The organism is Methanoculleus formosensis, from assembly GCF_025384765.1.
Classification (GTDB): Archaea; Halobacteriota; Methanomicrobia; order Methanomicrobiales; family Methanoculleaceae; genus Methanoculleus; species Methanoculleus formosensis.
The window spans coordinates 14707-41048 of sequence record NZ_VHLL01000001.1; the positions used below are offsets into that span (position 1 = coordinate 14707).

At 63.6% G+C, this 26342-nt stretch carries 28 protein-coding genes and 1 tRNA gene; 16 read left to right on the forward strand and 13 right to left on the reverse strand.

Going from position 1 to position 26342, the window contains the following annotated elements; all coding sequences use genetic code 11:
• Positions 1–91: 91 nt before the first annotated feature.
• Positions 92–937: a 4Fe-4S dicluster domain-containing protein gene (locus tag FKB36_RS00105; protein WP_261595998.1), complete on the forward strand. Its 846-nt coding sequence runs from the start codon at positions 92–94 to the stop codon at positions 935–937.
• 12 nt (positions 938–949) lie between these two features.
• Here the strand turns inward: FKB36_RS00105 and FKB36_RS00110 are convergent, their stop codons facing one another.
• A complete protein-coding gene (locus tag FKB36_RS00110) occupies positions 950–1198 on the reverse strand; it encodes a hypothetical protein (protein WP_261595999.1) in 249 nt (82 codons plus the stop codon).
• Between the two features lie 165 nt (positions 1199–1363).
• Between FKB36_RS00110 and FKB36_RS00115 the strand changes: the two genes are divergently transcribed.
• A complete protein-coding gene (locus FKB36_RS00115) occupies positions 1364–1558 on the forward strand; it encodes a CxxC-x17-CxxC domain-containing protein (protein ID WP_054847721.1) in 195 nt (64 codons plus the stop codon).
• 294 nt (positions 1559–1852) lie between these two features.
• Here the strand turns inward: FKB36_RS00115 and FKB36_RS00120 are convergent, their stop codons facing one another.
• The 4 genes from FKB36_RS00120 to FKB36_RS00135 form a co-directional block, all read right to left on the reverse strand.
• Complete coding sequence (locus FKB36_RS00120; protein WP_261596000.1) at positions 1853–2722, reverse strand: ATP-binding protein; 870 nt, start codon at positions 2720–2722, stop codon at positions 1853–1855.
• A complete protein-coding gene (locus FKB36_RS00125) occupies positions 2719–3561 on the reverse strand; it encodes an ATP-binding protein (RefSeq protein ID WP_261596001.1) in 843 nt (280 codons plus the stop codon). The genes FKB36_RS00120 and FKB36_RS00125 overlap by 4 nt, the downstream gene beginning before the upstream one ends.
• A gap of 13 nt (positions 3562–3574) precedes the next feature.
• Positions 3575–3916 (reverse strand): NifB/NifX family molybdenum-iron cluster-binding protein, encoded by a 342-nt coding sequence (locus FKB36_RS00130; protein WP_261596002.1) that lies wholly within the window; start codon positions 3914–3916, stop codon positions 3575–3577.
• Between the two features lie 64 nt (positions 3917–3980).
• Entirely contained in the window at positions 3981–4340 is a 360-nt protein-coding gene (locus FKB36_RS00135) for a NifB/NifX family molybdenum-iron cluster-binding protein (protein WP_261596003.1), read from the reverse strand.
• A 175-nt stretch (positions 4341–4515) separates the two neighbouring features.
• Here FKB36_RS00135 and FKB36_RS00140 point away from each other — a divergent pair, with 175 nt between their 5' ends.
• From FKB36_RS00140 to FKB36_RS00170, 7 genes are all read left to right on the forward strand, one after another.
• Positions 4516–6912, forward strand: coding sequence for a Lon protease family protein (locus FKB36_RS00140; protein ID WP_261596004.1), 2397 nt, complete (start codon positions 4516–4518; stop codon positions 6910–6912).
• 5 nt (positions 6913–6917) lie between these two features.
• Entirely contained in the window at positions 6918–8084 is a 1167-nt protein-coding gene (gene nifS / locus FKB36_RS00145) for a cysteine desulfurase NifS (RefSeq protein ID WP_261596005.1), read from the forward strand.
• The gene (locus tag FKB36_RS00150; RefSeq protein ID WP_261596006.1) at positions 8085–9431 is read left to right on the forward strand and encodes a phosphomannomutase/phosphoglucomutase; all 1347 of its coding nucleotides are present in this window, start codon (positions 8085–8087) and stop codon (positions 9429–9431) included.
• Between the two features lie 315 nt (positions 9432–9746).
• The gene (locus FKB36_RS00155) at positions 9747–10034 is read left to right on the forward strand and encodes an ATP cone domain-containing protein (protein WP_261596007.1); all 288 of its coding nucleotides are present in this window, start codon (positions 9747–9749) and stop codon (positions 10032–10034) included.
• 238 nt (positions 10035–10272) lie between these two features.
• Positions 10273–10347, forward strand: a tRNA-Ile gene (locus FKB36_RS00160).
• 293 nt (positions 10348–10640) lie between these two features.
• Entirely contained in the window at positions 10641–11000 is a 360-nt protein-coding gene (locus FKB36_RS00165; RefSeq protein ID WP_261596008.1) for a nucleotidyltransferase family protein, read from the forward strand.
• 41 nt (positions 11001–11041) lie between these two features.
• Positions 11042–11605, forward strand: coding sequence for a Holliday junction resolvase-like protein (locus tag FKB36_RS00170; protein ID WP_261596009.1), 564 nt, complete (start codon positions 11042–11044; stop codon positions 11603–11605).
• Between the two features lie 83 nt (positions 11606–11688).
• Here the strand turns inward: FKB36_RS00170 and FKB36_RS00175 are convergent, their stop codons facing one another.
• From FKB36_RS00175 to FKB36_RS00205, 7 genes are all read right to left on the reverse strand, one after another.
• Positions 11689–12177, reverse strand: a complete 489-nt coding sequence (locus FKB36_RS00175) for a DUF134 domain-containing protein (RefSeq protein ID WP_315901809.1) — start codon at positions 12175–12177, stop codon at positions 11689–11691.
• The gene (locus FKB36_RS00180) at positions 12132–12329 is read right to left on the reverse strand and encodes a DUF5320 domain-containing protein (protein ID WP_315901810.1); all 198 of its coding nucleotides are present in this window, start codon (positions 12327–12329) and stop codon (positions 12132–12134) included. The genes FKB36_RS00175 and FKB36_RS00180 overlap by 46 nt, the downstream gene beginning before the upstream one ends.
• Before the next feature lie 204 nt (positions 12330–12533).
• Positions 12534–12803 carry a type II toxin-antitoxin system RelE family toxin gene (locus FKB36_RS00185; RefSeq protein WP_261596011.1) on the reverse strand — a complete coding sequence of 90 codons (270 nt, stop codon included), beginning with the start codon at positions 12801–12803 and terminating at the stop codon, positions 12534–12536.
• 1 nt (position 12804) lies between these two features.
• Positions 12805–13005, reverse strand: a complete 201-nt coding sequence (locus tag FKB36_RS00190; protein WP_261596012.1) for a hypothetical protein — start codon at positions 13003–13005, stop codon at positions 12805–12807.
• Positions 13006–13134: 129 nt separating this feature from the next.
• Positions 13135–14199, reverse strand: a complete 1065-nt coding sequence (locus FKB36_RS00195; protein ID WP_261596013.1) for a hypothetical protein — start codon at positions 14197–14199, stop codon at positions 13135–13137.
• Positions 14200–14204: 5 nt separating this feature from the next.
• Positions 14205–17654 (reverse strand): PEGA domain-containing protein, encoded by a 3450-nt coding sequence (locus tag FKB36_RS00200; protein ID WP_261596014.1) that lies wholly within the window; start codon positions 17652–17654, stop codon positions 14205–14207.
• Between the two features lie 409 nt (positions 17655–18063).
• Positions 18064–18222: a hypothetical protein gene (locus FKB36_RS00205; RefSeq protein ID WP_261596015.1), complete on the reverse strand. Its 159-nt coding sequence runs from the start codon at positions 18220–18222 to the stop codon at positions 18064–18066.
• 572 nt (positions 18223–18794) lie between these two features.
• On the opposite strand from FKB36_RS00205, the gene FKB36_RS00210 reads away from it, so the two are divergent.
• From FKB36_RS00210 to FKB36_RS00240, 7 genes are all read left to right on the forward strand, one after another.
• Positions 18795–20432, forward strand: a complete 1638-nt coding sequence (locus FKB36_RS00210) for a SulP family inorganic anion transporter (protein WP_261596016.1) — start codon at positions 18795–18797, stop codon at positions 20430–20432.
• A 23-nt stretch (positions 20433–20455) separates the two neighbouring features.
• Entirely contained in the window at positions 20456–21511 is a 1056-nt protein-coding gene (locus tag FKB36_RS00215; RefSeq protein WP_261596017.1) for an AI-2E family transporter, read from the forward strand.
• Between the two features lie 54 nt (positions 21512–21565).
• The gene (locus tag FKB36_RS00220) at positions 21566–22081 is read left to right on the forward strand and encodes a DUF1269 domain-containing protein (protein ID WP_261596018.1); all 516 of its coding nucleotides are present in this window, start codon (positions 21566–21568) and stop codon (positions 22079–22081) included.
• A gap of 112 nt (positions 22082–22193) precedes the next feature.
• Positions 22194–22754, forward strand: coding sequence for a hypothetical protein (locus FKB36_RS00225; RefSeq protein WP_261596019.1), 561 nt, complete (start codon positions 22194–22196; stop codon positions 22752–22754).
• 48 nt (positions 22755–22802) lie between these two features.
• Complete coding sequence (locus FKB36_RS00230; protein WP_261596020.1) at positions 22803–23417, forward strand: hypothetical protein; 615 nt, start codon at positions 22803–22805, stop codon at positions 23415–23417.
• A 42-nt stretch (positions 23418–23459) separates the two neighbouring features.
• A complete protein-coding gene (locus tag FKB36_RS00235) occupies positions 23460–23852 on the forward strand; it encodes a SpoIIAA family protein (RefSeq protein ID WP_261596021.1) in 393 nt (130 codons plus the stop codon).
• An 80-nt stretch (positions 23853–23932) separates the two neighbouring features.
• On the forward strand, positions 23933–24799 hold the full coding sequence (locus FKB36_RS00240) for a PHP-associated domain-containing protein (protein WP_261596022.1): 867 nt from the start codon (positions 23933–23935) through the stop codon (positions 24797–24799).
• Positions 24800–24805: 6 nt separating this feature from the next.
• On the opposite strand, the gene cls is transcribed toward FKB36_RS00240, so the two are convergent.
• Positions 24806–26239 (reverse strand): cardiolipin synthase, encoded by a 1434-nt coding sequence (gene cls / locus FKB36_RS00245; RefSeq protein WP_261596023.1) that lies wholly within the window; start codon positions 26237–26239, stop codon positions 24806–24808.
• Positions 26240–26342: the final 103 nt, after the last annotated feature.

The following is a 26342-nucleotide window of genomic DNA, read 5'->3' on the forward strand; positions in this document are numbered from 1 at the left end:
GCCCCGCTATCGTGGTTCCGGGTATATGCGGTTTGCGCCCGCCCCTCCCGGATGATTTAACCCGGAGTGCCGTCATACCTACAGCCTGGATATGACCGGGACGAAGAAGCAGCCGGGGGTCATCCGCCTCCGGGAGAGGGGGGAGATCGCCGTCCGGGGAAGGGTCCTCGCCGGCGTGATGACTGCGGCGCAGATGGCGGCGGTAGCCCGGATCGCGGAGGAATTCGGGGACGGTACGGTCGGGCTGACGACCCGGCTCAACGTGGAACTCCCCGGTATCCACCGGCGGGATGCCGGAGAGGTCGCAGAGAGACTCCGGGAGGCCGGGATAGAGCCGGGGAGCACCGGGCCCACGCTCCGGTCGGTCGTCGCCTGCAAGGGCACCGTCTGCAGGCACGGGTGCTACGACACCCAGGGGCTCGCCCGGGCGATCGAGGAGCAATACGGGGGGTGCGCCCTCCCCCGGAAACTGAAGATCTCCCTCTCTGGGTGCCCGAACAACTGCGCACGGGTTCAGCTCAACGACATCGGGATAGCGGGGAGACGATACCCCCTCTTTGCCGATGAGTGCGAAGGTTGCGGGGCGTGCGAGAAGGTCTGCCGGGAGGGAGCCGTCCGGGTCGCAGACGGCAGGGTTCTCTTCTCGGGGGAGGCTTGCATCGGCTGCGGCGACTGTATCGCAATCTGCCCGAGCGGTGCGATCGCTGTTGCGGCAGAGGGGGTCTCCTTCTTCCTCGGCGGGAGGTCGGGCAGGGTGCTCCAGGTCGGCACCGAGGCCGACGATCTCATCGCCGAAGACGAGGCGGTCGCGGTCGTCGGCAGGCTGCTCGACTGCTTCCGGGAGAACGCACTGCCGGGCGAGCGGTTCGGGGAGATGATGGAGCGCGTGGGAAGGGAGAAGGTCTTTGCAGCCGCCGGGATGCGGCCGCGGGAGTGAGCAGAAGACTGTTCACTGCGGCGCCGTTGTGCCCTGCACGCCATACGGCTCCTCTCCGTCGCCGCCCCAGTCCCCGCACCCGGAAACAACCCTCCATGCCTCCCGGATCCCCTCCTCCAGCTGCAGGATCCGGGCCGTCTCGCCGAGGCTCTCCTCGACCTCAAAGAACTCTCGGGCCTTCTGCTCGTTGAATGGGCCGTAGCGCTCGATGCCGCCGGCACTGCGGACCTCGACCCGGTACTTCAGTCGCGAACCATCCATCGTCATTCACCTGGGGATGGGATCGCCCGGAGATCGATAAACCTTGGGGGCACGGGCGGGATTGCACCGCAGCAGAAGCCGGACGCGATCCCGATCATCCCCCGGCACGGATACCAGACATTATATACTAGACACTCGAATATAACCGGGCAGTGTTCTATCTGCATGAGCAATCCAATGGATTATAATAGAGGAAACAGAAATTTTGGCGGTCCCAGAAACTTCGGCGGCCCCCGTGAAATGACAAAGACCATCTGTTCGGACTGCGGCAAAGAGTGCGAAGTCCCGTTCAAGCCGACCGAAGGCAGACCCGTCTATTGCCAGGACTGCCTCCCGAAGCACAGAAAACCCCGGTTCTAAAACCAATAAATTCTCTTTTTTCGCGCGTGATATCTAATTCATCCAGAGCGGAGCGGCTCGCGGGGAGGAACGGGCTCAGTACTTCGCTAAAATGACCGGGGTAATTTTCAAGAGATCACCCCATCGACTACCCTTCGCGCCTTCGCGTGAATGAACTAGTGATGGTGTCGACAGAGCCTCACACGAAGAGCGCGAAGCCGCGAAGACCGGTATCGGGGTGCTGCTGATCCCGCTTCCGGTCGCCGGGCGTGACTTGCTCGACTTCAAATGCTGAAATTAGCGAGGTACCGGGGCTCAGGAGAGCCCGAGTTCGGCAAAGAGAGTATCCCTGAGCAGTCGGAGGGCATCCGCCGCCGGAGAGTCGGATCGGGTCGCCGGCCGGCCGTTTCTGACCGCGTCGACCACCGCCGGGTCGAACGGGATCTTGCCCACCACCACGATCCCCTCCTTCCCGCAGTAGTCCTCGATCCGCTGGCAGATACCCTCCGCGAGGTCGAACCGGTTGATCACAACGAAGATCCGGACCTCAAAGCGCCGGCAGACTGTCACAAGCCGTTCGAGGTCGTGGAGTGCAGAGACTCCCGGTTCCGTCACGGCGAGGACCGCGTCCATCCCGCTCACCGTCGCGATCAACGGGCACCCGATCCCCGGCGGGCCGTCGGCGAGGAGGAGGTCGGCGCCCTTCGAGAGGGCCATTGCTCGCTTCTTCACCTCGGTAACGAGCAACCCCGAGTTCCCTGAGCCCGGAAAGAGCCGGGCGTGAGCGAGGTAGCCGCGATCCGTCTCCGAAGTGAAGACCTCCCCGTTGACGTGCGACACCATCTCGATCGCCCCCATCGGACAGACATAGGCGCAGAGCCCGCAGCCCTCGCAGTGGAGGGGATCGACCGCCCAGGCATCGTCACGGCGCACGATCGCCCCGAACCGGCAGTGACTCTCACAGATGCCGCAATCGGTGCAGATATCCGGATCGATCCGGCCCACCTCAAGCCCCCGGAACTCCTCGGTGCTGATTCGCCGGGGACTGAGGAGGAGAGAGAGGTTCGCAGCTTCTACGTCGCAGTCGGCGAGAACCTGCGGCACACCGCTCGTATCCGCAAGCGCCGCCGTCACCATCGTCTTCCCGGTGCCGCCCTTGCCGCTGATAACGGCGAGTTTGATCATGGGTTCACCCCCAATATCGCATCGGCAAGATCGGTGAACCGCTCCTCCCACCCGGGCAGGAGCGCGGCGATGAGCCCGCCCCGGGAGGTCGTGGTCGCGATCTCGCGGGAGAACGGTATGGTCATCAGGATCGGAAGGTCGTGCTCCCGGCAGAAGTCGAGGGTCTCCTCGTCCTTGCCGTCACTACGGTTGATCACGACACCGGCGGGAATACCGAGCGTCTCGGCCACCCCTGCAGCAAGGCGGAGATCGTGCAGCCCGAACGGCGTCGACTCCGTCACCAGAACGCAGAAGTCGCTCCCCTCGAGCGTCTCGATCACCGGGCAGGCGATCCCGGGTGAGGCATCGTAGAGGATGAGCGGGTGGCCTTCCGCGAGCATCTTTGCCGCCTTGATGACCATCGGGGCCAGCACCTCTCCCTCGTTCAAGACCCCGCTCACCAGGGTGAGGCGCGGGAGAGGGTGGGAACGGGTCACCCGGCCGATGGTGCGCGGGACCTCCCGGATAGCCCCCTGTGGGCAGACGAGGGCGCAGCCCCCGCAGGAGTGGCAGAGGTGCGGGAAGGTGAGGACACGGTCCTTCACCACGGCAAGTGCCCCGAACCGGCAGAACTTCCCGCACTCCCCGCAGAGGTTGCACTTCGCAGAGTCGATCTTCGGAACCGGCGTCGTCACCGGGACATCCGTCGCCTCGGCCGGGAAGAAGAGGTGGAGGTTCGGCTCCTCGACGTCGCAGTCGACGAGCACGACGTCGCGGGAGCAGGAGAGGGTGAAGGCGAGGTTCGCCGCCACCGTACTCTTCCCGGTGCCGCCTTTCCCGCTTGCAATCGCGATCTTCATGCCGGGTCCCGCTTCAGGAGAGAGAGAGCGGCTGCAGGTTCCCGGCGGTGTACTCCGCAAGGGCATCGGCGACGCTACCGTTTCCGCGGTAGGCGTAGACCTTGATCCCACCCGCTTCGAGCGCTTTTGCGGCGTTCCCGCCGACCTGACCGGTGATGACCACCGTCGCGCCGTGCTCCGAAAACATCTGAACCGCCCGGGGACCGACCCCGCCGGCATCGGCAACGAGGGGGTTTTCAATCGATTCCGCCGTTCCCGTCTCCGTGTCGACGAAGACGAAGAAGGGTGCCCGGCCGAACCGCTGCTCGGCCGGGGCGTCCATGCCTGCTGCACGTGCTGTGATACCAACTATCATCCTGATTCACTCCACTCTGAAATATTACTCATATGTGCATAATACTTTGGATAGGAGACCCGCCTCAGTGGTGCCCGCTGCACTCTCCGCCGTCTTCGTGGTGGCAGGAACTCTCTCCCGGAACGAGGCGGCCGGCGATATAGTCCTGCGCGATATAATCGACGTTCCCGCTGATACCGAGGAGCACCCCGATACCGTTCTCACGGAAAAGTTCGACGGCCCGCGGCCCCATCCCGCCGGCGATGATCTGGTTGACGCCGTGCTCCGCAAGGAAGACCGGGAGCCGGCCGGGTTCATGGCCGGGGTTCGGGAGATCGTCCCGCCGGTAGATGATCGAATCCTCAACGTCGAATATCGCGTAGTTCTCACAGTGCCCGAAGTGCCCGGAGACCTGGTTTCCATCCTGTGCTATTGCAATCCTCATGATATCACCAAATTTACACGGCCCCGTATACGGTATCGGCCGCATACAAACGTACTACACATATGCGCGAAAGGAAGTAAAACCACCTATCGTACCATCCGGTGCCGGGTCGGGGAACCTTTTTTAAGGCGAGCGACATCCCTGCGGTGTAAGTTGCAGAGACCTGGTGAGATTGATGATTCAGCCCTTGGATATCAAAGAGTACCGGAACGTCTACGAACCGGGAAAGGTGGAGTGCGCCAGCACCGAGGAGATGAGGCCGCTCGAGGAACTCATCGGCCAGGAACGGGCGCTCCGGGCGCTGCGGTTCGGTCTTGAGATCCGGGAGGTCGGGTTCAACGTCTACGCCGCGGGCGCTCAAGGAACCGGGCGGGTGCGAGCCGTCCGGAGTTTCCTCGACGAGCTCGCGAAGGCCAAGTCCCGGGCGAGCGACTGGGTCTATGTCCATGACTTCAAGAACCAGTATGAGCCCAACGCCATCGCCCTCCCTGCCGGGAGAGGGAGGGAGTTCCGGGAGGATATAAGACGGTTCATCGATGAGGCGCGGCAGGCGCTTCCCCGGGCGTTCCAGAGCGAAGAGTATACCCGACGGCGGGACGAGACGCTTCAGGCGCTCCAGGGGAACAGAACGGATCTCATCGCCCGGATCAACCAGCGCGCCCAGGAGGCTGGGTTCGTTATCCAGATGAGCCCCATCGGCCTTCTGACCATTCCGGTCATCGACGGGAGGCCGGTCCCCGATGAGGAGTTCATCAACCTCCCCGACGACGTCCGGGCGGAGGTCCAGCGGAGGCGCGACGCTCTCAGCACTGACCTCCGGAGCATGCTCCGGCAGGTGCAGGATATCGAGCGGCAGGGGGCCGAGGCGGTCACGAAGATCAACCGCGAGATCGCCCTCTACGCGATCGGCAACCTCGTCACCGAACTCAAGGAGAAGTATACCGGTGTCCCGGAAGTCGCCGAGTATATCGACACCGTCCAGGACGATATCCTCGAGAACCTCCAGGCCTTCCTCGGGATCTCCGAGCAGCAGGGCGTCCCGCCCCAGCTCCAGGCTCTCATGCGCGAGATCCCGTTCCGGAAGTACGAGGTGAACGTCGTCGTCGACAACGCCGGCGCCGAGGGCGCACCGGTGGTCTTCGAGCAGAACCCCACCTTCCAGAACCTCCTCGGCAAGATCGAGAAAGAAGTGCAGTTCGGCGTCGTCACGACCGACTTCACGATGATCCGGCCGGGCTCGCTCCATAAGGCCAACGGCGGCTACCTCGTCCTCGACGTCGAAGACCTCCTGCGTGCTCCGCTCTCCTGGGACGGGCTCAAGACGGCGTTGAAGACCGGAGAGGCCGTCATCGAGGAGCCGGGCGAGCGGATGGGGTTCATCACGGCAAAGACGATCAAGCCCGAACCCATCCCCCTCGACATCAAGGTGGCCCTCATCGGGACGCCGATGATCTACCAGCTCCTCTACCAGATGGACCCCGACTTCAAGGAGCTCTTCAAGGTCAAGGCTGACTTCGACACCGTCATGGACCGAAACGACGAGAACGCCAACAAATACGCCGACTTCATCTGCAACCTCGTCCGGGAGGAGAAACTCCGGCACCTCGACCGGGGGGCGATCGCCCGGGTGATCGAGCATGGTTCGAGACTCGCCGCAGACAGGGAGAAACTCTCGACCCAGTTCGCAGTGGTCTCCGACCTCATCAGAGAGGCGAACTTCTACGCCGCAGAGGACGGCGCCGAACAGATCGAGAGGAGGCATGTCACGAAGGCGATCGAAGAGAAGGTCTACCGCTCGAACCTGGTCCAGAAGAAGGTCGAGGAGGCCATCCGGCGAGGGGTCTTCCTGATCGATACCGAGGGTGAGAAGGTCGGCCAGGTGAACGGCCTCTCGGTCATGGGGGTCGGCGACTTCGCGTTCGGTCGACCGTCGAAGGTGACGGCGAGCATCGGGGTCGGCCGCGAGGGGATCGTGGATATCGAGCGGGAGGCTGCGCTCGGCGGGCCGATCCACACAAAAGGCGTCCTGATCGTGAGCGGCTACCTCAACAACAACTACGCACGGGACAGGCCGCTCTCCCTCTCTGCCCGGCTCGTCTTCGAGCAGAGCTACGGAGGAATCGAGGGCGACTCAGCGTCGAGCACCGAACTCTATGCCCTCCTCTCGGCGCTCTCGGGGCTTCCGCTGAAGCAGTACCTCGCCGTCACGGGTTCGGTGAACCAGAACGGGGAGGTCCAGGCGATCGGCGGCGTGAACGAGAAACTGGAGGGGTTTTTCGAGGTCTGCAGGGCAAAAGGGTTCAACGGGAACCAGGGAGCGCTGATCCCGGCGAGCAACGTCCAGAACCTGATGCTCAAGGAGGAGATCGTCGAGGCCGCGAAGGCGGGGAAGTTCCGGATCTATCCCGTGCGGACGATCGATGAGGGGATCGAGGTTCTGACGGGGGTTCCGGCAGGCACCCGGCGCGAGAACGGCACCTACGAGGAGGGGACGGTGAACTACCTGGTGGACCGGCGTCTCCGGGAGATGGCCGAGACGATGCGCGGGTTCCAGCCGACGACGGCGAAGTGAGACCGATGGAGCGGAAACGGACGGTCTACATGGACCATGCGGCGACGACGCCGGTGCGCCCGGAAGTTGTAGAGGCGATGAACCCTTACTTCTCGGAGCGGTTCGGGAACCCCTCCTCGCTCTACGCCCTCGCCCGCGAGGCGAAGGAGGCGATCGAGGAGGCGCGGGAGGCGGTGGCGGCGGCGATCGGCGCGACCCCCGAAGAGATCTACTTCACCTCCGGCGGGACGGAGGCCGACAACTGGGCGATCAAGGGGGCGGCCCTCCGGGGAAAGGGCGATCATATCGTCACCTCCGCGATCGAGCACCACGCCGTCCTCCACACCTGCGAGGTCCTCGAGAAGCAGGGTTACCGGGTCACCTACCTCCCCGTCGATGAGTTCGGCCGGGTGGAGCCGGCGACGGTCGAGGAGGCGATCACCGAGAAGACCGTCCTGGTCTCGGTGATGGCCGCAAACAACGAGATCGGGACGATCCAGCCGGTCAGGGCGATCGCGGAAGTCGCCCGCGACCACAAGGTCCCGTTCCACACCGACGCCGTCCAGGCGATCGGGGCCTTCCCGGTCGACGTGGACGAGATGGGAGCCGACCTCCTTGCGCTCTCGGCTCACAAGTTCGGCGGCCCGAAGGGCGTAGGAGCGCTCTACGTCCGGCGGGGGACACGGATCGGGACGTTCATGGATGGCGGGGCGCAGGAGCGGGGCCGCCGTGCCGGGACCGAGAACGTTCCCGGGATCGTGGGGCTGGGGCGGGCGATCGAACTTGCGGTCGCCGGGATGCCGCAGAGCGCGCCAAGGCTCGCCGCGATGCGCGATCGGCTGATTCGCGGGGTCCTGGATGAGATCCCGGACACCCGGCTGAACGGCCACCCGACCGAACGGCTCCCGAACAACGTCAACGTCGCGTTCCGCTACATCGAGGGGGAGTCGATCCTCCTCATGCTCGATGCCCTCGGGATAGCCGCCTCGACGGGGAGCGCCTGCACCTCGGCGTCGCTCGAGCCCTCGCATGTCCTGACCTCATGCGGCCTCCCGCCCGAGCACGCCCACGGCTCGCTCCGGCTCACCCTCGGCCACCGGAACACCGAAGACGACGTCGACTACGTCCTTGAGGTGCTTCCCGGGATCATCGAGCGGCTGCGGGCGATCTCGCCGCTCCGGGGAGAGGCGTGAATGGCCGGGATCTTCCGCGCCTACGACATCCGGGGGCGCTACCCGGACGACCTCGACGAGGAGACGGCGGAGCGGATCGGGAACGCCTTCATCGCGCTCCTTAGAGCGGAACGCGTCGTCGTTGGGCGGGACATGCGTCTCTCGTCGGAAGCGCTCGCCCGGGCGTTCAGTACCGGAGCGGTCGCGGCCGGGGCGGAGGTCGCCGATGCCGGCGAGGTGAGCACCCCGCTCCTCAACTACGCCGTTGCGGCAGGGGGGTTCGACGGCGGGGCGATGGTGACGGCCTCCCACCTCCCCGGGCATATGAACGGGTTCAAACTGGACCGGGAGAACGCCATCCCCCTCTCCGGCGACCGAGACCTGCCACTCCTGGAGGCACGGGTCGGGGAGGAGCCGGTCGCCCGCGCCGGCGGGTCCTGCCGCCGGATCGATATGCTCGACTCCTACATCGGGAAGGTGGCCGGGTTCGTCCGGAACCCGCGGCCGTTCACGATCGTCGTGGACGGCGGGAACGGGATGGCCGGGCCGGAGGTGCCCCGGCTCTTTGAGCGGGTCCCGGCCTGGCGCCTCGTGCCGATGTATCTCGACCCCGACGGGGGGTTCCCCCACCACCACGCCAACCCGCTCGACCCAGAGACCACCCGGGAACTGCAGGAACGGGTCGTCGCCGAGGGCGCCGATTTCGGGGCCGCGTTCGACGGCGACGCCGACCGGTGCGGGTTCATCGATGAACGGGGAAAGCGGGTCCGGGAGGACCTGGCGACCGGCCTCGTCGCGGCATACCTGCTGGAAGAGAACCCGGGGGCGACGATCCTCTACGACCTTCGGTCGAGTCGGGCGGTCGTGGAGGCGATCGAGGAGGCGGGGGGGAGAGGGGTCCGGTCGAGGGTGGGCCACGCCTTCATCAAAGCCCGGATGCGGGAGGAAGACGCCCTCTTCGCCGGGGAACTCTCCGGGCACTACTACTACCGGGATATGGGGTTCACCGACAACGGACTCGTGACGCTGGTCATGGTTGCAAACATCATCGCCGCGAGCGACAAGACCCTCTCGGAACTCATCCGGCCGCTCGACCGCTACCCTTCGACCGGGGAGATCAACCTCCGGGTGAGCGATCCAGCGGCGGTCTTTGCGGTGCTCGAGGCGCACCACCGGGACGCGGACCAGGACCACCTCGACGGGCTGACGGTGGGCTACCCGGAGTGGTGGTTCAACATCCGCCGCTCCCATACCGAGCCGGTGGTGCGGCTGAACCTGGAGGCGGAGACTGAGGGTCTCATGGAGGAGAAGAAGCAAGAGGTGCTCTCGGCCATCAGGAGTGCCGACCCGGGTGTGCAGGAGGTGTAGGGGGGCCGCTTTTGAGAACGGCAGCGGCCTGCACCGTTCACCGCACAGCATCGCCCACGCGGGAGAGCCGTTCAGAACTTCATCGCGCAAGAAGGCGCCGTTAATCCACTGCTTCCGCGGGAAGAAGATGATGGCCAGCAGCCGCAACTTATAAGTATCCGATAGCTCACTGTTGGCCGGCAGGCTGCGGCTTGCAACCGGAACGGAGCCGGGTGAGCCCTCTGGAAATCGTTATCCGGGGGAAGAGGCCGGGATGCACCGGACACCCGGGCCCCGATTCGGGAAAGCAGAACAGGTATGGATGTGGTGATGAGAATGGCGGCACAGCAGATGGAGTCCCTGTCCTGGCAGGAGACCATGGTCCGGAAGTCGAACAACCAGGAGGAGCAGTTCAACCCCGACAAGATCAGGAGGTCGATCCAGAACGCCGGAGCAAGCCAGCAACTGGCGGACGAGATTACCCGGCAGATCCAGGGGAGCACGCACAGCGGGATGACGACCTCCGAGATCGACAGCAGCGTCCAGGAGACCCTCAGGCAGAAGGATATGAACGCCTACAACAACTGGATGCAGTGGAAAGAGCAGCACCAGAGTTCGCGGTAAGAACGACTCAAACCTTCCCGCAGGCGGTCTTTCATACCAGGCACCGGACGTCCGCCGGCAGGTCTGCACGGCGGACTTCCGGGCGCTGCGCCTGCCAGGATGCGGGTGCCCGCAAGAGCGCGCACAATGTTTTTATGATCAAAGAACAATATTTATATGCAGTGAGATTCCGGGATCTCCCGGACGTCTGAGATACGTGTACTGTTTCAAGATTCAGGCCGGCTGCATACCAATTCTCGGGCCCGTAGCTTAGTCCGGTCAGAGCGCCCGGCTCATAACCGGGCGGTCGTGGGTTCGAATCCCTCCGGGCCCACCTTTTGCAGGATATCGTCGCGTGTAGCGGTGCGTTTTGACGGTGTGCCGTCGTTCTCTCGTATCCCATCTGACGCCATGGCAGTTGCGGCTCTGCCCGTACACCTGCAGGACACGGATTCCCGATACCAGCTCCGGCCTTCGAGCGCAGCAAGACCGTTCGGCCTCCCACCAGACACAACGGAGCCTCCAGGCGGTTGTGCACCACCGTATCGCCGGCAGAAGATATTTGACGATGGAGAAGGAGGGGAACTATCAAAGACACAGAGCAGGCGCGATGCGTGAGGTGACACCATGACCACTGCCCCGAAACCGATGAAGAAGGCGCCGTCCGTCGTCAGGCTTGAGGAGATGCTGCCGGTACTCCGGGATCGGTTCGGTGTGGTAACGATCGGGGTCTTCGGGTCTACTGCCCGCGGTGAGGAGCGACTTGACAGCGATCTGGATATCCTGGTCGAACTCTCGCCGGACCGCCTCACGTTCCGGAACTTCATGGCACTCGCCGACTTCCTGGAGGAACTGTACGGGCGGAAGGTCGATCTCGTCACCGTCGGAGGACTGGACCCGCTCATCCGGCAGGATGTCGAGAATGAGGTGGTCTGGTGTGAAGCAGTAACTACAGCATATCCGCTGCATCGAACGAAGAACCGTTAGAAAGGCCTATCTGTCGGGACGCGAGAGTCTCCTGAGAGACTATGATCGAATGGGCCGTCATCCTTTTACTGTTTCTTGCGCTCTTAGCACTTTTCTACAAATACTCCCGGATCCAGGGTCAGGTCGAGCGGAATGCACGTGAGCTGTTTGAATCCTGGCGTTGGAGGGAGCGGGAGGATATCGAAGACTGGAAAGAGCAGGAACTCAGGCGGCTCTCGGATGAGAAGGCAAGGATTCTCTTTGAGAAGTGGAGACTGGACGAAGAGGGGAATATCCGCACCGATGCGGTGAAGCGCAGCCAGTCGGTGACCCGGGGGAAGGTCACGGAGTGCCTCATCCCGTACTTCCCGGACTTCCCCTACAATCCGAAGGATGCACGGTTTTTAGGGACTCCGGTCGATCTCATCGTCTTTGACGGACTCTCCGACGCCGATGAGGTGCAGAAGGTGGTGTTCGTCGAGATAAAGACGGGTAAAGCCGCCAACCTGAGCAGACGGGAGCGTGCCGTCAGGGAGTGCATCAAAGCCGGGCGGGTGCAGTACTCCACCATCCACCAGTCGTTTGACGAAGAGACCAACCGGCTGAGCGATATGGGGATGAACTAGTCTTATACAGTTGTATGGGGTTTTGAACCGTTGCCGGGTCTCGATACCCGCCGCAAAAAAGTCTGGAGAGGATCTCTTCCACGTCACCCAGGCGAGGGACCCGTGGAGGCGTCCTCGTCCTCGGGGCACCCCTCCTCCCGCTCACGGCCGCACCCGGCGATCCGGATCGTCTTCCCGTTCACCAGGGCGTCGGCGACCTTGGCCCGCGCCTCGTGGAGGTCGCGCCAGAGAGTCTTGCGGGAGATACCAAGGGTGCGAGCGGCTTCTTCCTGCTCGAGTCCCGAAAGATCGACGAGGCGGAGGGCCTCCACCTCTTCGGGGAGGATGACGACGACCTCGTCAGGCCTCCCGCAGAGGGGGCCGAAACAGCGGAACGCCCCCGGATCCCCGATCATCCGGCGGGCCCGGGGCCGGCCGCGTCCGCGGCGGCAACGCCCCTCGCCATGCTCGCTCTCGTTCACGGTATCATCTCTGGAGAAGATCTCCGTCCCGCGTGCAGATAGTGCCTTCGCTCCGGCACCGGGCGTTACCGACGACCGCGTGCTCGACCGCCGCAGTGGCCGCGGCCGCATCCGCACGGGACTCCGCCCCGGCCGACGCCGCGAAGCACTGGCGTGGCGGACTCGCCTTCCGCCGCCGCAGTCGGGGGCAGAACGCACCGGCCCCGGCGGCCGCCCGTCATCGGGCCAGCCCCGGCAGGTCCGGTTCCATCAAATCCTGGCATGGTGTATCACCTCAATTAGTACACATATGAGTATAAATATATTATATATACTGATGGGGCAAAATGAGATGCTCCCGCAGGCGGAATCATGATGACAGTCAACTACCCCACGCTAGCGCAGGGGCCTCCTTGCCCGACGTGGTGAAGCGAGGCCTGCCCGACCGGTGAGCGCTGGATGATCACCAGCGGTAAACCGGAGCTCCGTCAAGGGAAGACACCGTAGATCTCTTCACGGCTCTTTACCCGGTAAAAGGTGAGAACTCCATCCTGGATCCGGCAACCGATCCGATACGTCCCCACCCGAATTCGATAGTAATCTCGATAACCCTGGATCTTCCGGATGTCGAGTTCGGTAAAGATATCTTCCGACGCAGGAATCTTCTCAAACACCAGGTTCTCGATCTTTTTTCGGTAGTCGGGGTGAACCTTCGCCAGATCTTTTAGAAAGGTCTTTTTATAGCGGCAGGGGACCATGCTACTCTTCGCTCATCTGCGCATAGTATTGCCGCGCCTCATTGAGCGAGAGGGTCTCCTCTTTCTCGACTTCTTCCATGTACCGCGCAAGCCCGCAGTTTTCGAGGAGTTCCTCAATCTTCTCGAAGGTCTCTATGTCGAGCACGACCCCGATCCTTCTGTCGTCTGCTACAATGTATTGCCGTTTAATATCGATCGTCATACCTCACCCCATGTTATGCCGCAGTTCCCGCACGGGTATCTTGGAAGAGCAGAGGGATAAACATTGAGGGCATGCCCCTCTCCCTGCCACGACCAGGTGGGGGGGAAAGGTCCCCCTTTCAGAAGAAGGTCAACCCCGCTTCCGGACGAAGACCCCCGCCCCGGCGAGGGCCGCTAGCCCCGTGAGCCACGAGAACGGCAGCCCTGCCTGCTGGACGGCGGTCGCCGATGCGACAGGGCCGAACGTCAATGTCGGCTCGGTGAGGGGAGCGGGCGTCGCCGCCACAGTCTCCTCCACCGGAACGGCAAAGACCGCAATCAGGGTGAAGTGCGGGACCGCCGCGGTGACCGCCCGGGTCGCGGGATTGACCGTCGTGGCGAGGGGTTCCCAGGCGCCGGTCGCGCTGTTGTATAACCGGACGGAGAACTGCCCGGCCGCATAACGCTCCCACTCCTCCGGAGTGAGCGTGAACGAGACCTCGATCGCCGGGTCGAAGGTCGCCCCATCGGGACCGCACCGGAGCGCCCGGCCGATTGGTTCTCCTCCCTCACCTGGCGTGGGGAGGTCGCCCGGGGGGACACTCCTGACGCTCACCGTACTGAGCGGCCTTCCGAAACGGTCCTCCGCCCGGGCACCCGGAGCGATGGAGAGGCTGGCATCCCCCTCCGTGGTGGTTATGACGGTCGTGTACTGCACCGCACCTTCGGTATCGGTCTGTAGAGAACCGCTCCCGGTGTACTCCATCACCGGTGCTGCAGGCATGAATGAGCCAGATGAACCACCACCCCCGCCGCCACCAGACGACCCGGAAGAGCCGCCGGAAGAACCACCGGATCCGCCGCCCTTCGTCACCGCGAGAGCAAGGTTTGCGGAGGTGCCGGGAGTGTAGACCGCAGTCCGGGAGGCTTTTACCCCGTTGACAAGGAAGGTGACGGTCTTCCCGGCATCACCCTCCTCTTCGCTGACGATCAGGCGCTCGTTAAAGAGGTTGTCCCCGCCGTAAACGCCGGCGACGGTGAGGGTGAGTGAGCCGCAGTCGCGGTCATCAATCCGAGCAGTAACGACAGTCCCTGCCGGTGCGGGGCTCCCATCGATCGTGACCGTGCCCGAGAACTCGGCGGGGAGGGCCGGGACGGCGGACGTAGGGGCCGCGAGGGCGAGGAGGAGAAGGAGCAGAACGATGACCCGTCTCACCGGTATCACGCCCCTATGGCATAGAGGGTGCCCGGCCCGGTCATAGAGAGCCAGTAGCCCCTGCCGGGGTAGACCGACCGGGTGTCGGCGTTCGCGCCGGTCCCGTCGTTGACGATACCGATCTCGAAGGCCTGTGCCCCGGCGTTGTACCCGATCAGGTTCGACCACTGCCCCTTGACCGAGTGGAAGGCGTCCCGTGCCGTGGCCGGAGTGCTGCCGGTGATTCCGACGGCGTTCCAGCCGGCCGCGAGGGCGCGCTCCGCCGGCGAAATGAGGGGATCGGTCGAGAAGTTGAGCGGGACTGTCGCGGGCCCGGCCGAGTAGATCCAGTATCCTTCGAGGGGGGCGAGGCGGTCGGTCTTTGTGAGGTTCATCCAGGTTCCGTGGGCGGTGTCGTAGCGGAAGGCTGAGTGGCCGTCAGCCTTGACATCGGAAAAGATCGCCGCGGTGTCGTTCCCCGCAGCAAGCGGCCGGGGGATCGAGACGAAGTTCCAGCCGGGGGAGAGGGTGAGGTTATCGACGGAGAGCGGGGCCGGGTCATCGGAGAGGGGGATCGAGAGGCGGTGCTCGCTGTTCGGGACGACCCTCCCGTCGCCTTCGCGCTCGAGGATCCTGAGGAGAACGGGGTTCTCTGAATCCGCCGACGGGGTGGTGCCGGAGAGAGAGAGAAGGATGCGGACATCGCCCTGATAGTCAAGATCCCAGCCCGATAGCGCGAACGACCTGGCGTTGACGATCATGGGTTCGGCGTAGAGCACGTTCCCATCTACCCTGAGGTTGTAAGACCATACTGGATCCTGGAGATCCGTGGAGAACTCAAGGGTTCTGGAGGCGAGCGGGGAATAGAGGGAACCAAGGGTGTCGTCAAGCCTGATGACTCCATCGAGTACAGCACCATCACCAGGAGTGAGACTGTCAAGGGAAGGAGTTACATCAAGCCTCTCTACCCGGTAGGACCCTCCTCCCGGCGGGACGGGATGGACGATGTCATCGTAGACATCAAAGAGCGCAATCGCGGAGGCGTGGTCTTCCGGGGCGGTAATGTGAAGGGTGAACGCACCAGGCCCAATCACGGTCGTGTCCACCTCAAAATTCCAATCCCCATTATCGGTCACGACCACCACATCGGAGAGGGCGACCGTTCCACCTTCGGTTATCCAGTAAGCCAGCGCCTTGCCTGCAGGGAAGCTGGTCGTGCCGGCGACCATGAATGTCTCCCCGTAGGTCTGGTCACCGAGCCCGTCGATCCGGATCCACGAGGCGTCTCCTACCGTAAAAGAGAACTTGATATAGATGTCATCGACATACGGGGATTCAAGGGCGCTGATCAGCGCGTTGGCTGCCTCGGGGGCCTGGAGATTGGTGAGGGTCGCTACGAACACGTTCGTAACACCGTTATAATAAGATCTGTAAATGCTGTTGGTATTCTGCCCCAGTTGTGCATCGCCTTGGGCAACCCCGAACCCCATGCTCCCGGGATGCTGGACAATCACGTAATACTGGCCTTTCTGAAGAGTGCTGGTCTCAGCACCCGTGAGGACGCACTCGAAGGTGCCGTCGGACTCAACGTTTGCAGTTATGACATGTAATTCGCCAGGGGCGCCATAGTAGTTTTTACCAAAGATCCAGACATTCACATTGGGCGGGTTGCCCGTTGCGGTCCCGCTGATCCAGTACTCGCCACCCGGGATAAGGGTGGTGCTGGAGGGCCGGGCGGTGAGGGAGGGGGGCCTCAGTTGGATGGTAGTCGTGCCATACTTAACGTCACTGAGGCTCTCCTTGCTCCTCGGCTCCGAGATCGCATAAATTGTGTAGCCTCCGGCGTCGAGGGACCGGGTAATGCTGCCGGTGTCCCACTTGTAGGACCAGGTGTCGTCAGCCTCGACGGGTGTCGAGGTAAAGGAGGTTGCATTGTTGTTCTCCACCGGCGACATACTGCCGTCAAGCCTGACCCCGTTGGCAGGGAGATTCGGGCCGGTCAGGAAGAGGTAGACATTATTGCTGTCGGTGTTCGTCCCAGAGATGACGAGCTCCTCGCCCAGATAGTAAACACCGGTGCCGGACGTGGTGATGGTGACCGAGCCAGTCTCGACCCTCACCCGAACTTCGTCATACCTGTTTGCGTCACGGGAGTCGGTAACGCGGAGGGTGTAGCTTGCCTCTCTCGTGGCCGTGGTGGAGGTCAGTTCGACGGATCGGGTGCCGGCTGCCGTGGTCCTGATGGTCACGTTGGTCGGGTCAGCCGTGGGGGTCACGCCAACCTGGTTCGCGCGGAACGTCGGGGGCTGTGCCCCGGGGTTCTGGAGGGTCAGGAAGTAGTCCTGCCCGGATTCGCCGGTGATGGTCACGGTGAACGAGTTGCCACGAACAACGGTATCCTTGTTCGACGTGATGCCAAGGTCCCTGGGAACTGCCGGGGTCTGAGACGGCGTCGGTGTCCACATCGGTGTTGGGGTCGGCTCCGGAGCCCCTCCTCCACTGGAACCTCCCCAAGAGAGGATCTCTGATCCATCGACGTAGACGGAGCCCGTCATGATGCCCTGCTCGATCCCCTCGATGGTAAAGGAGATCTGGCCGTCGTCAGGCCCCTGCTTCGTGCCGAGAATCGTGAAATCAGCGACGAGGCTCGACACCGCGGCTTTTCCCTGGAAGGTGATGGGAACAAAAGTCCCGCTCGGGATGTCACGGGGTTGCGCGATCCGGACTTCGCCGTTATCGTCGGAGTTGAGGCGCATGATGACGGAGCCCCCGTCAGGGAGTGCCGCGACAAGCTCGGTCCAGTCCGTCCCTCTCGTGTAAGCGTTCACCTCACCGGAATTGAGGGAGAAGGGGAGAGAGAGGTCCCGGATGGTAAACTCAAACGCTTCGCCCGGGGTCGTGGCAAACACATTGCGGATGGTGAGCGAGAAGGATGCATTGTCCGGAACGCCGCTTACGCTCACGGTGGTGACCGTATCCCCGGGCGCGACCGGCTGCAACGTCACGTAGACCTCTCTGGTCTCACCCGCTGCAGGACCCGAGGGCAGGCTGGCGGTGTAGGTGTGGTAACCACTCTTCTCGACCCGGATGGTGCTGTACGGCGTCCCGGTGGTGTAGACCGGTACATAGAGTGAACCTCCGGATGTGGCACCCTGATACTGCCCGTCAAAGTAAACGGAGGCACCGTCGACGTTGCACTGGATGCGGTACCACCCCTGGTCTCCTCCAACGCCTGCAGCAAAGACAGGGACACTGGTGCCGGCGGTGGTGATGGTGACTGCGCCATCCACAGCCGCCAGACCCGGTGCGCTGTCAGGGAAGGGCAGGGTATTGCCTGCGGTAGCCATGGTGAGGTTTTCATCGTCTGCCGGGGTGCCGTTCGCCGTGATCTCCCCTGCCGCAGCCGGGGCGACGACCAGCGCAGCCAGGAGGGCCACGGTGACGATCGCCTGAAATGCCGTTCGCTCTGAATTCATTGTAATCCCATTCCTGGTGATGCTTGCCGGGAGGGCTGGAGTTCCGCAGGATGCTGGCTGCGGTGGGGGTTGAACGCAAATAGAATCGCTGGACCGGCGAAAGCCCTCTTCCCGTGCGCAGGGTTCCTATCTTGAGTATGGTGACATAAACATGTCGCTATCGCCCTGATCGGGATATCAGCGGCACATAAATTCCTTCAGCTCCGTGGCGTTCGTCTGCCTGGTGCAGCCATACCAGGACTCTCCATATTGCCGGGCAACCCCCAGATCAGAACTATGCCCGTCAGAAGAACAGTGAATCCGCATTGGGCGTAGTGAGGACAGGCTGCTCGAGATTACGACTCCGATCTCCTGCCGGAAGTCAAGCTGGTTCGGAAAAATAGAGTTGTCCGGAAAGCCAGTGCAGCCTTCAGGAGCGGCCTTCCTTCTTCCGGCACCCCAGAACCCCTGCCACGACCGTATCGAGATCCCGTTCAAGCGAGACCCTGCGCTCCCGGGTATAGTCCCCGCTCCCGCGGGAGTAACTCCGGACGAACCGTATCGCATCGGCAGGCCCGAGGCTCTTCACCAGCACCTCAAACCCCAGGACCCGGTCTCATCGAGCGCCTTCCCTTCCATCGGCAGGCCACCTCCATGAGCCACTGCACAGGATTGTATATTCTGATAAGGGATCGTATCCGCGCTTTATAATAGCCTGGATGAGAACATCGTCCGTCGTGAGCAGTACAGCACCGGCACTCTCAGCAGGTGCAGGGTGGAGAGCATCGTCTCCCGAACCGGCACCCACCCCTTATGGTCTGGTGGTATGACTTCGCCTACCCACGGCGACGTCATAACCAGCTAGACCATAAGCTCACGCCCGAAATCGGGCGTATAAACGGTCCGATAGTCATTCCATGCAAGTTCGGCCGGGCTCTCGACCCACGGCCCACTCCATCTGTCCTCGCCTTACCAAGGCGACGTCATAACCAGCTAGACCACGAGCCCATTATGCCTCACCGGGGGCATCCGCTGCATCCCGTTGAACCATCTGGAATTCCCGGATAGTTGCCCGGCACCACACCACGAGAGCGCCCCGGCAGGGTAACCTATATCCCGGCGCCCGCCCCCTCCCGGAGCATGCCCGCCGGTGGACCGCAGGTGAAAAGCCTTCCCGCCGACCTCGCCGCCGGCGCGACGACTGCCCTCGTCGGCATCCCGCAGGCAATGGGATTCGCCCTCGTCGCCGGAATCAACCCCCTCTACGGCCTCTACACCGCCGCGTTCTCGACGGCGATCGCCGCGTTCCTCACCGGCTCCTCCTACCTCAAAGTGATGCTCTCAAACGTCCTCGCGGTCTCGATCTACTCCATCCTCGCCCCGGTCCCCGAGGCCGACGTCCCGGCCACCCTCTTTGTGCTGACCATCCTCGTCGGGCTCTTCCAGCTCGGCTTCGGGCTCATCCGGGCCGGCAGCCTGACCCGGTTCATCTCCAACGCCGTCCTCACCGGGTTCGTCACCGGGGCGGCGCTCCTCATCGTCCTCGGCCAGCTCGGGAACCTCACCGGCTACGAACTCCCGAGGGACGCAATCCAGGTCCTTGCCATGCTCGACCTCATCCGCCATGCGGGCGATATCCAGCCCGACGCACTCGCGATCGGCCTCCTCACGATCGTCCTCGTCCTCGTCACCCGCCGCATACCGCGCCTCGCCCCTGTCGCCCTCCTCCTCCCGCTCATCGTCACGGCCCTCCTCGCCTGGATAGTCTTTCCGGATGTCGCGCTCGTCGGCAGTATCGCCACCATTCCCGCCGGTCTCCCGGGCCTTGTCATCCCGGACATCGCCCTCGCCACCGGCCTCCTCGTCCCGGCGCTCGCGCTTGCCATCATCGGGCTCGTCATGGCCGTCGGGGTCACGGAGACGATCCCTGAGCCCGACGGCACCATCGCCGACGTGAACCGCGATTTTACCGGACAGGGGGTCACAAACATCGTCGCGAGCTTCCTCCAGTGCGCACCCTCAGCCGGCTCCCTCTCCGCGACGGCCTTGAACGTCGCCGCGGGGGCAGAGACCCGTGCAGCGAACCTCATATCCGGCGCCCTCGTCGGGGTCGTCATCCTCGTCGCCGGCCCCCTCGCCGAACTCATCCCGCTCCCGGCGCTGGCCGGCATCCTGATCCTCATCGGGGCCGAACTCATCTACCGGCCCCATGAGATCGCCTGTATCTGCAGGTACTCCCGGACCGGGCGCTGGGGGATGGTCGCCACCTTCATCTCCACCCAGGTCCTCCCGCTCCAGTACAGCATCTACGTCGGCGTCCTCCTCTCGCTCGCCATCTACCTGATCGCCTCCACCCGCGAGGCCTCTGTGGTCCACCTCGTCCCGATAAAAGATGGTATGTACCGTGAAGAGTCTGCACCGGGTCGGCTTCTCCCGGGCCAGGTCACCATCCTCTCGGTCTCGGGAAGCGTCTACTTCGCCACTCTCCATGCCATCGAACGGTCGCTCCCCTCCCCGGAGGGGGCAGAGGGCGCCGTCGTCATCCTGGCTCTCCGGGGGAGGGTCGAGGCCGGGACCGGGCTCTTCCGGATGCTGGAGCGCTACGCCCGGCGGCTCCACGCCCAGAACGACCGGCTCATCCTCACCGAGGTCGACCCCCGGCTCCTCGAGGGGCTCGAGGGGACCGGGGTGATGGAGGCCATCGGCTGCGAGAACATATTCATCGCGACGCCGGTCATCGGGGAGGCGCTCCGAGAGGCCATACGGGCGGCAGAGACCCGGGCACCGGAGGGGAGATAGACGTTGCCCGGAAAACTCTTTCTTTGGAGAAGATCCATACCATCTCTGTGAATATCGCCGAGCGCCTCTCCCCCCCTGCCTACATCGCGATAATCGGGGCCGCGATCGTCATCGTCCTCGCCGGACTCCAGGCAGCCTCCGCGATAGTCAGCCCGCTCCTCGTCGCCGTCTTCTTCGCCATGATCACCGCGCCCATCATGACGTGGCTGACACGCCGGGGGGTGCCGCGGGTCATCGCTGCCGGAACCGTGGTCATGGGGCTCATCGGGATCCTCGCCGGGATGATCGCCTTCCTCGGTGTGGCCCTCACCGGGTTCGTCCGCTCGCTGCCGCAGTACCAGGCGCGCCTCGAAGAACAGCTCGTCATCACCCAGTCCATCCTCTCCGAATACGGCATCACCCCCGGCGGCATCCAGATCGGAGACTACATCGACCAGGGGCTCATCGTCCAGCAGGTCGCCGGGATAGCCCGCGGGGTCGGATCCATCGCCGTCGAAATCTTCGTCATCCTCGTCGGGATCGGGTTCCTCCTCCTCGAAGCGCCCCGGATCGCGGCCGTCGTCAGGCGGCACCTGGGGGCGGAGAGCCCTCCCTACCGGCACCTCATGGAGTCAGGCCGGCTCCTCATCGAATACGTCGTCGTCAGGACGAAGGTGAACCTGGTCACCGGCACCGGGACCGCACTCTTCCTCGCCGTCCTCGGGGTCGACTTCGCGCTGCTCTGGGGCTTTGTCGCCTTCGTCCTGAGTTTCGTCCCCTACATCGGCCTCGTCGTGGCCGCGATCCCGCCCACCCTCCTCGCCCTCATCGAGTTCGGGCCGGCCGGAGCCGTGGCCGTCATCGCTGCGATCGCCATCATCGACGCCGCCGCAGAGAACCTCATCCTCCCCCGGATGGCCGGACGGGACCTCAATCTCTCGCCGTTCGTCGTCCTCTTCTCCGTCGTCTTCTGGGGGATCATCTTCGGGGTGGTCGGGGTCCTCCTCGCCATCCCCCTGACGATCGCGGTGAAACTCTTCCTCGAAAGCTGGGACGATACCCGGTGGATCGGGGAGCTGATGGGCGCCGGAGAGGAGTAGGGTTATATACGCCGGGGAATATCCCCGGCACATGTCACCTGGAGGAAGAGAGCCATGAGCGACCTGGTCGCCATCGCCTATGATGACGAGGATACCGCGTTCCGGGTCAGGGACCGGCTCGTGCAACTGACAAAAGAGCACATCATCGAACTGGAGGACCTGGTGGTCGTCGTCCACCGCCAGGACGGCAAGACCGAGATCAAGCAGGCCACCAACCTGGCCGGGATGGGGGCACTCTCCGGCGCCTTCTGGGGCCTCCTGATCGGCCTGATCTTCCTTGCACCGGTCTTCGGGCTTGCCATCGGCGCGATCGCCGGGGCGCTTGCCGGACGCTTCACGGATTACGGCATCGACGACAACTTCATCAAAGGGGTCGCGGAGAACGTCGGGCCGGGCAACTCCGCGGTCTTCCTGCTCATCAAGAAGATAACGCCGGATAAGGTGGTCGGCGCCATCAAAGAGTACGGCGGTCACGTCATCCGGACGTCGCTCTCGGAGGCAGACGAGGCGAACCTCCGCGACGCCTTCGGGACCGGCGCACAAAGAGAGGTTCCGCCGCCTCCCGCGTGAACGCCGGCACTTCACTCATTTTCAAGGATAGACCGGATATCCCGGGGCAAACGTTCATCACGCCGCAGTACGAACCCTGGATGGAGACGTCGCGGGTCACCCGGGATACGGTATGCGGGAAGTCAGGGTCACGAGAACTGAGCGGGACGGGGCGCTCGAGATCGGGTTCCGGTTCAGATCGCTGGATCAACTTCTCGACCCGGACGACCCGTCCCCTCTCCCCGGGCGGGAGGTCACGGAGTTTGCCGAGGAGTACATCTCGAGTTACCTTGATGGGTGCAACATCAAGCGGATCGCCGGCATCGCCGTCGGCCTCCCGCGGAAGTCGCTCACTCCCGGGGAGGCCGCGCTCCTGGCGGAGACGATCCGGCGGCACTTCTCGTTCCGTATCGCCGACCTCGACGACGACATGCGGGTCTCCCGGCGGGAGGGCAGGATCAGCCTCGCCCTCGCCGCATTCAACGCAACGGTCGCCGTCCTCTTCGTCACGGTCTTTGCAGGGTACTTCGAAGAACCCCTCGTGACCCTGCTCACCGGCCTCGTCACCATCCTGAACTGGGTGACGATCTGGGACACCTATGAGTACTTCGTCTACGATTACCGGCGCGAGGTGCGGAGACACCGGATCTACCAGAAACTCGCGAGCATCGAGGTCCGGGTCGGAGAGTGGTGAGGCCGGAAAGGCGCAAGGCGTTTATGAAACGCCGTCCAATGCCATGGTATGAAGAGACCAGCCGGCCTCTACCTCGCCTACTTTTTCCAGTTCCTCATCGCAGTAAACGTCCTCATCGCGCTCTCGATCGGCGAGTACTCGCAGGTCTTCACCGGCGTCATCGGGCTTTTCCTGACCATGGTTCCCGCCATCGCCACCCGCAAGTGGAGCATCACGCTTCCCTGGCAGATCAATCTCCTCATCGCCTTACTGCTCTACCTCCATGTCGCCGGCGAGATCCAGGGATACTACCTGCTCTACTACCCCTACTACGACAAGATCGCCCACCTCATCGCCGGGATAACCGTCTCGATACTCGCCTTCGTCATCGTCCTGCTCCTCGACCGGTTCAGCAGGCTGAACCTCTCACGGTGGATGATCGTCGGGTTCATCATCATCACCGCGATGGCGATGGAAGGGTTCTGGGAGATCTACGAGTGGACGTTCGACACCTTCCTCGGGACCAACCTCCAGCACGGCCTCGACGACACCATGCTCGATATGATCTTCGTCCTCATCGGGTCGAGCATCGTTGCGCTTGCCGGGAATCGTTACCTTCAGGAATACTCAAAAGAGGAGATCACCGATAAGCTGGTGATCGCCGAAGAGCCTCCGGTCGAGTGACGGCCGGAACCTTTTTTTAATCCGCCCCGGAGAGGGGGCGCCATGCTCGAGGGGATGGCAACCGGTGCAGGAGACGTCGTCGGGTTCCGGTTCGACGGCGAGATGACGGCAGACGACTACGCAGGGACGTTGATCCCGGCACTCCGGGACGCACAGAGCAGTCATCCGGTCCTCCGGATACTCTTCGTGATCGTGGATTTCCACGGCTGGAGACCGCACGGCTACTGGGAGAGGCTCAAGGACTGGCCGGGGATAGGGAAGGTCGACCGGATCGCGATCGTCGGCGGCGAGAAGTGGGAGGAGTGGATGAACCTCCTGCCGGGTCTCTTTGTGGGCTTTACGGGCATCGACGTCCGGTATTTCACCGAAGGCCACCTGGACGCCGCCATCGACTGGTTGCGCCAGCCGATAGCGATCGAACCGGAGCGGGCATAGGTGCCGATCTTGCCTGACTCCGGAGAACGGGCAACCTTTTTTCATCCCGGGCAACCCACTGGTGATCAGACAGACGCCCCATGCACTATTATAAAGACATCGTATTCGAAAAGCCCATGCCGGAAGAGATCCGGCGTCTCGGGCTGCTCCCGGCGGACCTTCACTTTCATACCCGGCACTCCGACTCCACGACCCGCGTGCGCGACGCACTGAGACTCGCGGCACGGCGGGGGATCGGGCTTGCGATCACCGACCACAACCAGGTGAGCGGCGTGGTCGAGGCAGAGCGGCAGGGGACCCGGGTCCCCCTCATCCCCGGGATCGAGGTCAGCGCGAGCGACGGCCCGCACATCCTGCTCTACTTCTACTCGGTATCCGACCTCCGGGACTTCTACCAGCGCCACGTCGAGAAGAACCGCAGGAACGGCCCTTACACCGCAATACATCTCGATACGCCCGAGATCCTCGACCGCCGGGAAGGCTACGCCTGCATCGCCGTCGAGGCGCACCCCTGCGGCTACGCCTTCCTGAACCGGGGCGTCCAGCGCTGCGTCGCAGGCAGCTGCATCAGTGAAGAGGTCTTCTCCCGCCTGGACGCCCTCGAGGTGATCTGCGGCGGGATGGCCCGGTCCCACAACCTGAAAGCGGCCGGGCTCGCCGCCGCCCACGGTCTCGGGAGGACCGGCGGGACCGACGGCCACCTCCTCTACGAACTCGGTGGGGTCGTCACCTGCGCCGAGGCCGATACCGTCGAAGAGTTCCTGGACGCCATCCGGACGAAGAAGACCGCCGTCATCGGGCGCGAGCGGCCGCTCCTCGAGAAGGCGGTGATGGGGACTGTGGTTCTCCCCCACCACATCCCCTACACCGTCCCCATCCTCCAGGCCCGCTGGGAGCAGGGCCTCCCGCAGATCAGGAAGTTCGTCGAAGGCCGGCTGAACCGGTGAAAGGTCTCACCCGAGCGGCGAGAAGAGACGGGATATCGACTCTTTCACCCGGATGCCGATGGGGCGTGCCTGGTAATCCTCCAGCGTGATCTCGGTCGAGACTGCGAGATCCTCCTCGAATGCCCGCACGAATTCGGCGCCGACGGCCGCGTCGTAGAGGAACGCGTTCGCCTCGAAGTTCAGCCGGAAACTCCTGACGTCCCAGTTCGCGCTCCCGACCGAGCCCGCTTTTCTGTCGACGACGATCGTCTTCGCATGGAGAAACCCGTCGTTGTAGGTGTAGGCCCGCACCCCGGCATCCAGCATGTCGCCGATGAACGAGAGGGTCGCCCAGTAGACGAACGGGTGGTCGGGCTTGCAGGGGATCATGATCCGGACGTCGACCCCCGAGAGCGCCGCGATCCGCAGGGCGTCGGCGACGCTATCGTCCGGTATGAAGTAAGGCGTCTGGATGTAGATCGATTCCCGGGCGGAGTTGATCAGTTTGAGATACCCCTCCTTGATCGGGTTCCACCGGGTATCCGGGCCGCCGGAGACGATCTGGATCGGCGTCGTGCCGGGGTCGCCCCCGTCGGGGAAGTAGGGGGCCTCGATACTCAGGTGCTCGTCGGTCGTATAGTTCCAGTCGAGGAAGAACCGGATCTGGAGCTGCTTGACGGCATCTCCCGTGATCCGGACGGCGGTGTCGCGCCAGTTACCGAGCGGCCCCTCCCCGATATAATAATCCCCGATGTTGAAACCGCCGATGAACCCCATTTCCCCGTCGATGATGGCGATCTTTCGGTGGTTGCGGTAGTTGACCCGGTAGAACGAGGGGAAGAAGACCCCGATCTTCCCGCCCGCCTCCTCCAGTTCGGAGAACGCCGCCCGCGACCCGCCCCCGGCGCGGGAGCCCATCGCGTCGAAGAGGAGACGGACCTCGATGCCATGGCGCGCCCTCTCTGCAAGGGCGCGGATAACCGCCCGCCCGAGGTCGTCGTTGCTGATGGCGAAGTACTCCAGGTGGATGTGGTGGCGCGCCATGCGGATCGCGGCAAAGAGCTCGTCGAAGAGGGCCTCGCCCCGGGTGTAGACGTCGACACAGTTCCCCTCGGTCAGGTAGGCCTGGTTGTTCTGGAGGAGGAGGAAGATAGTGTCGCGAAACTCCTCAGCCGCCGGGGTGGTGAACGGGTGATGGCGAGCCGCGAGCGATCGGTGCTGTCTCTCGAAGATCTCCTGGAGCAGACGGCGGTCCTCGTGCTCCTTGACGACGAACATCCTCTGCCGGGTATAGTTCTGCCCGAAGAAGAGGTAGAGAGCGAACCCGACGGGAGGTAGCAGGAAGAGAACGACCAGCCAGGCGGTCGTCGCCGTCGGGTTCCTCCGCTCGAAGAAGACTATCGTGACGGCGAATACGACGTTGAGCGCCAGGATGACGGCGAGCAGGAACTCGAGTCTCATCTCGTTGCCTCCCGGTGCATTTTCTCCACGGAGTATATCCGTCTGTCGGGCGGCGAGGGGGGCGGATATAACCCTCTCCCATGACCGGACGATCACCCGCCAC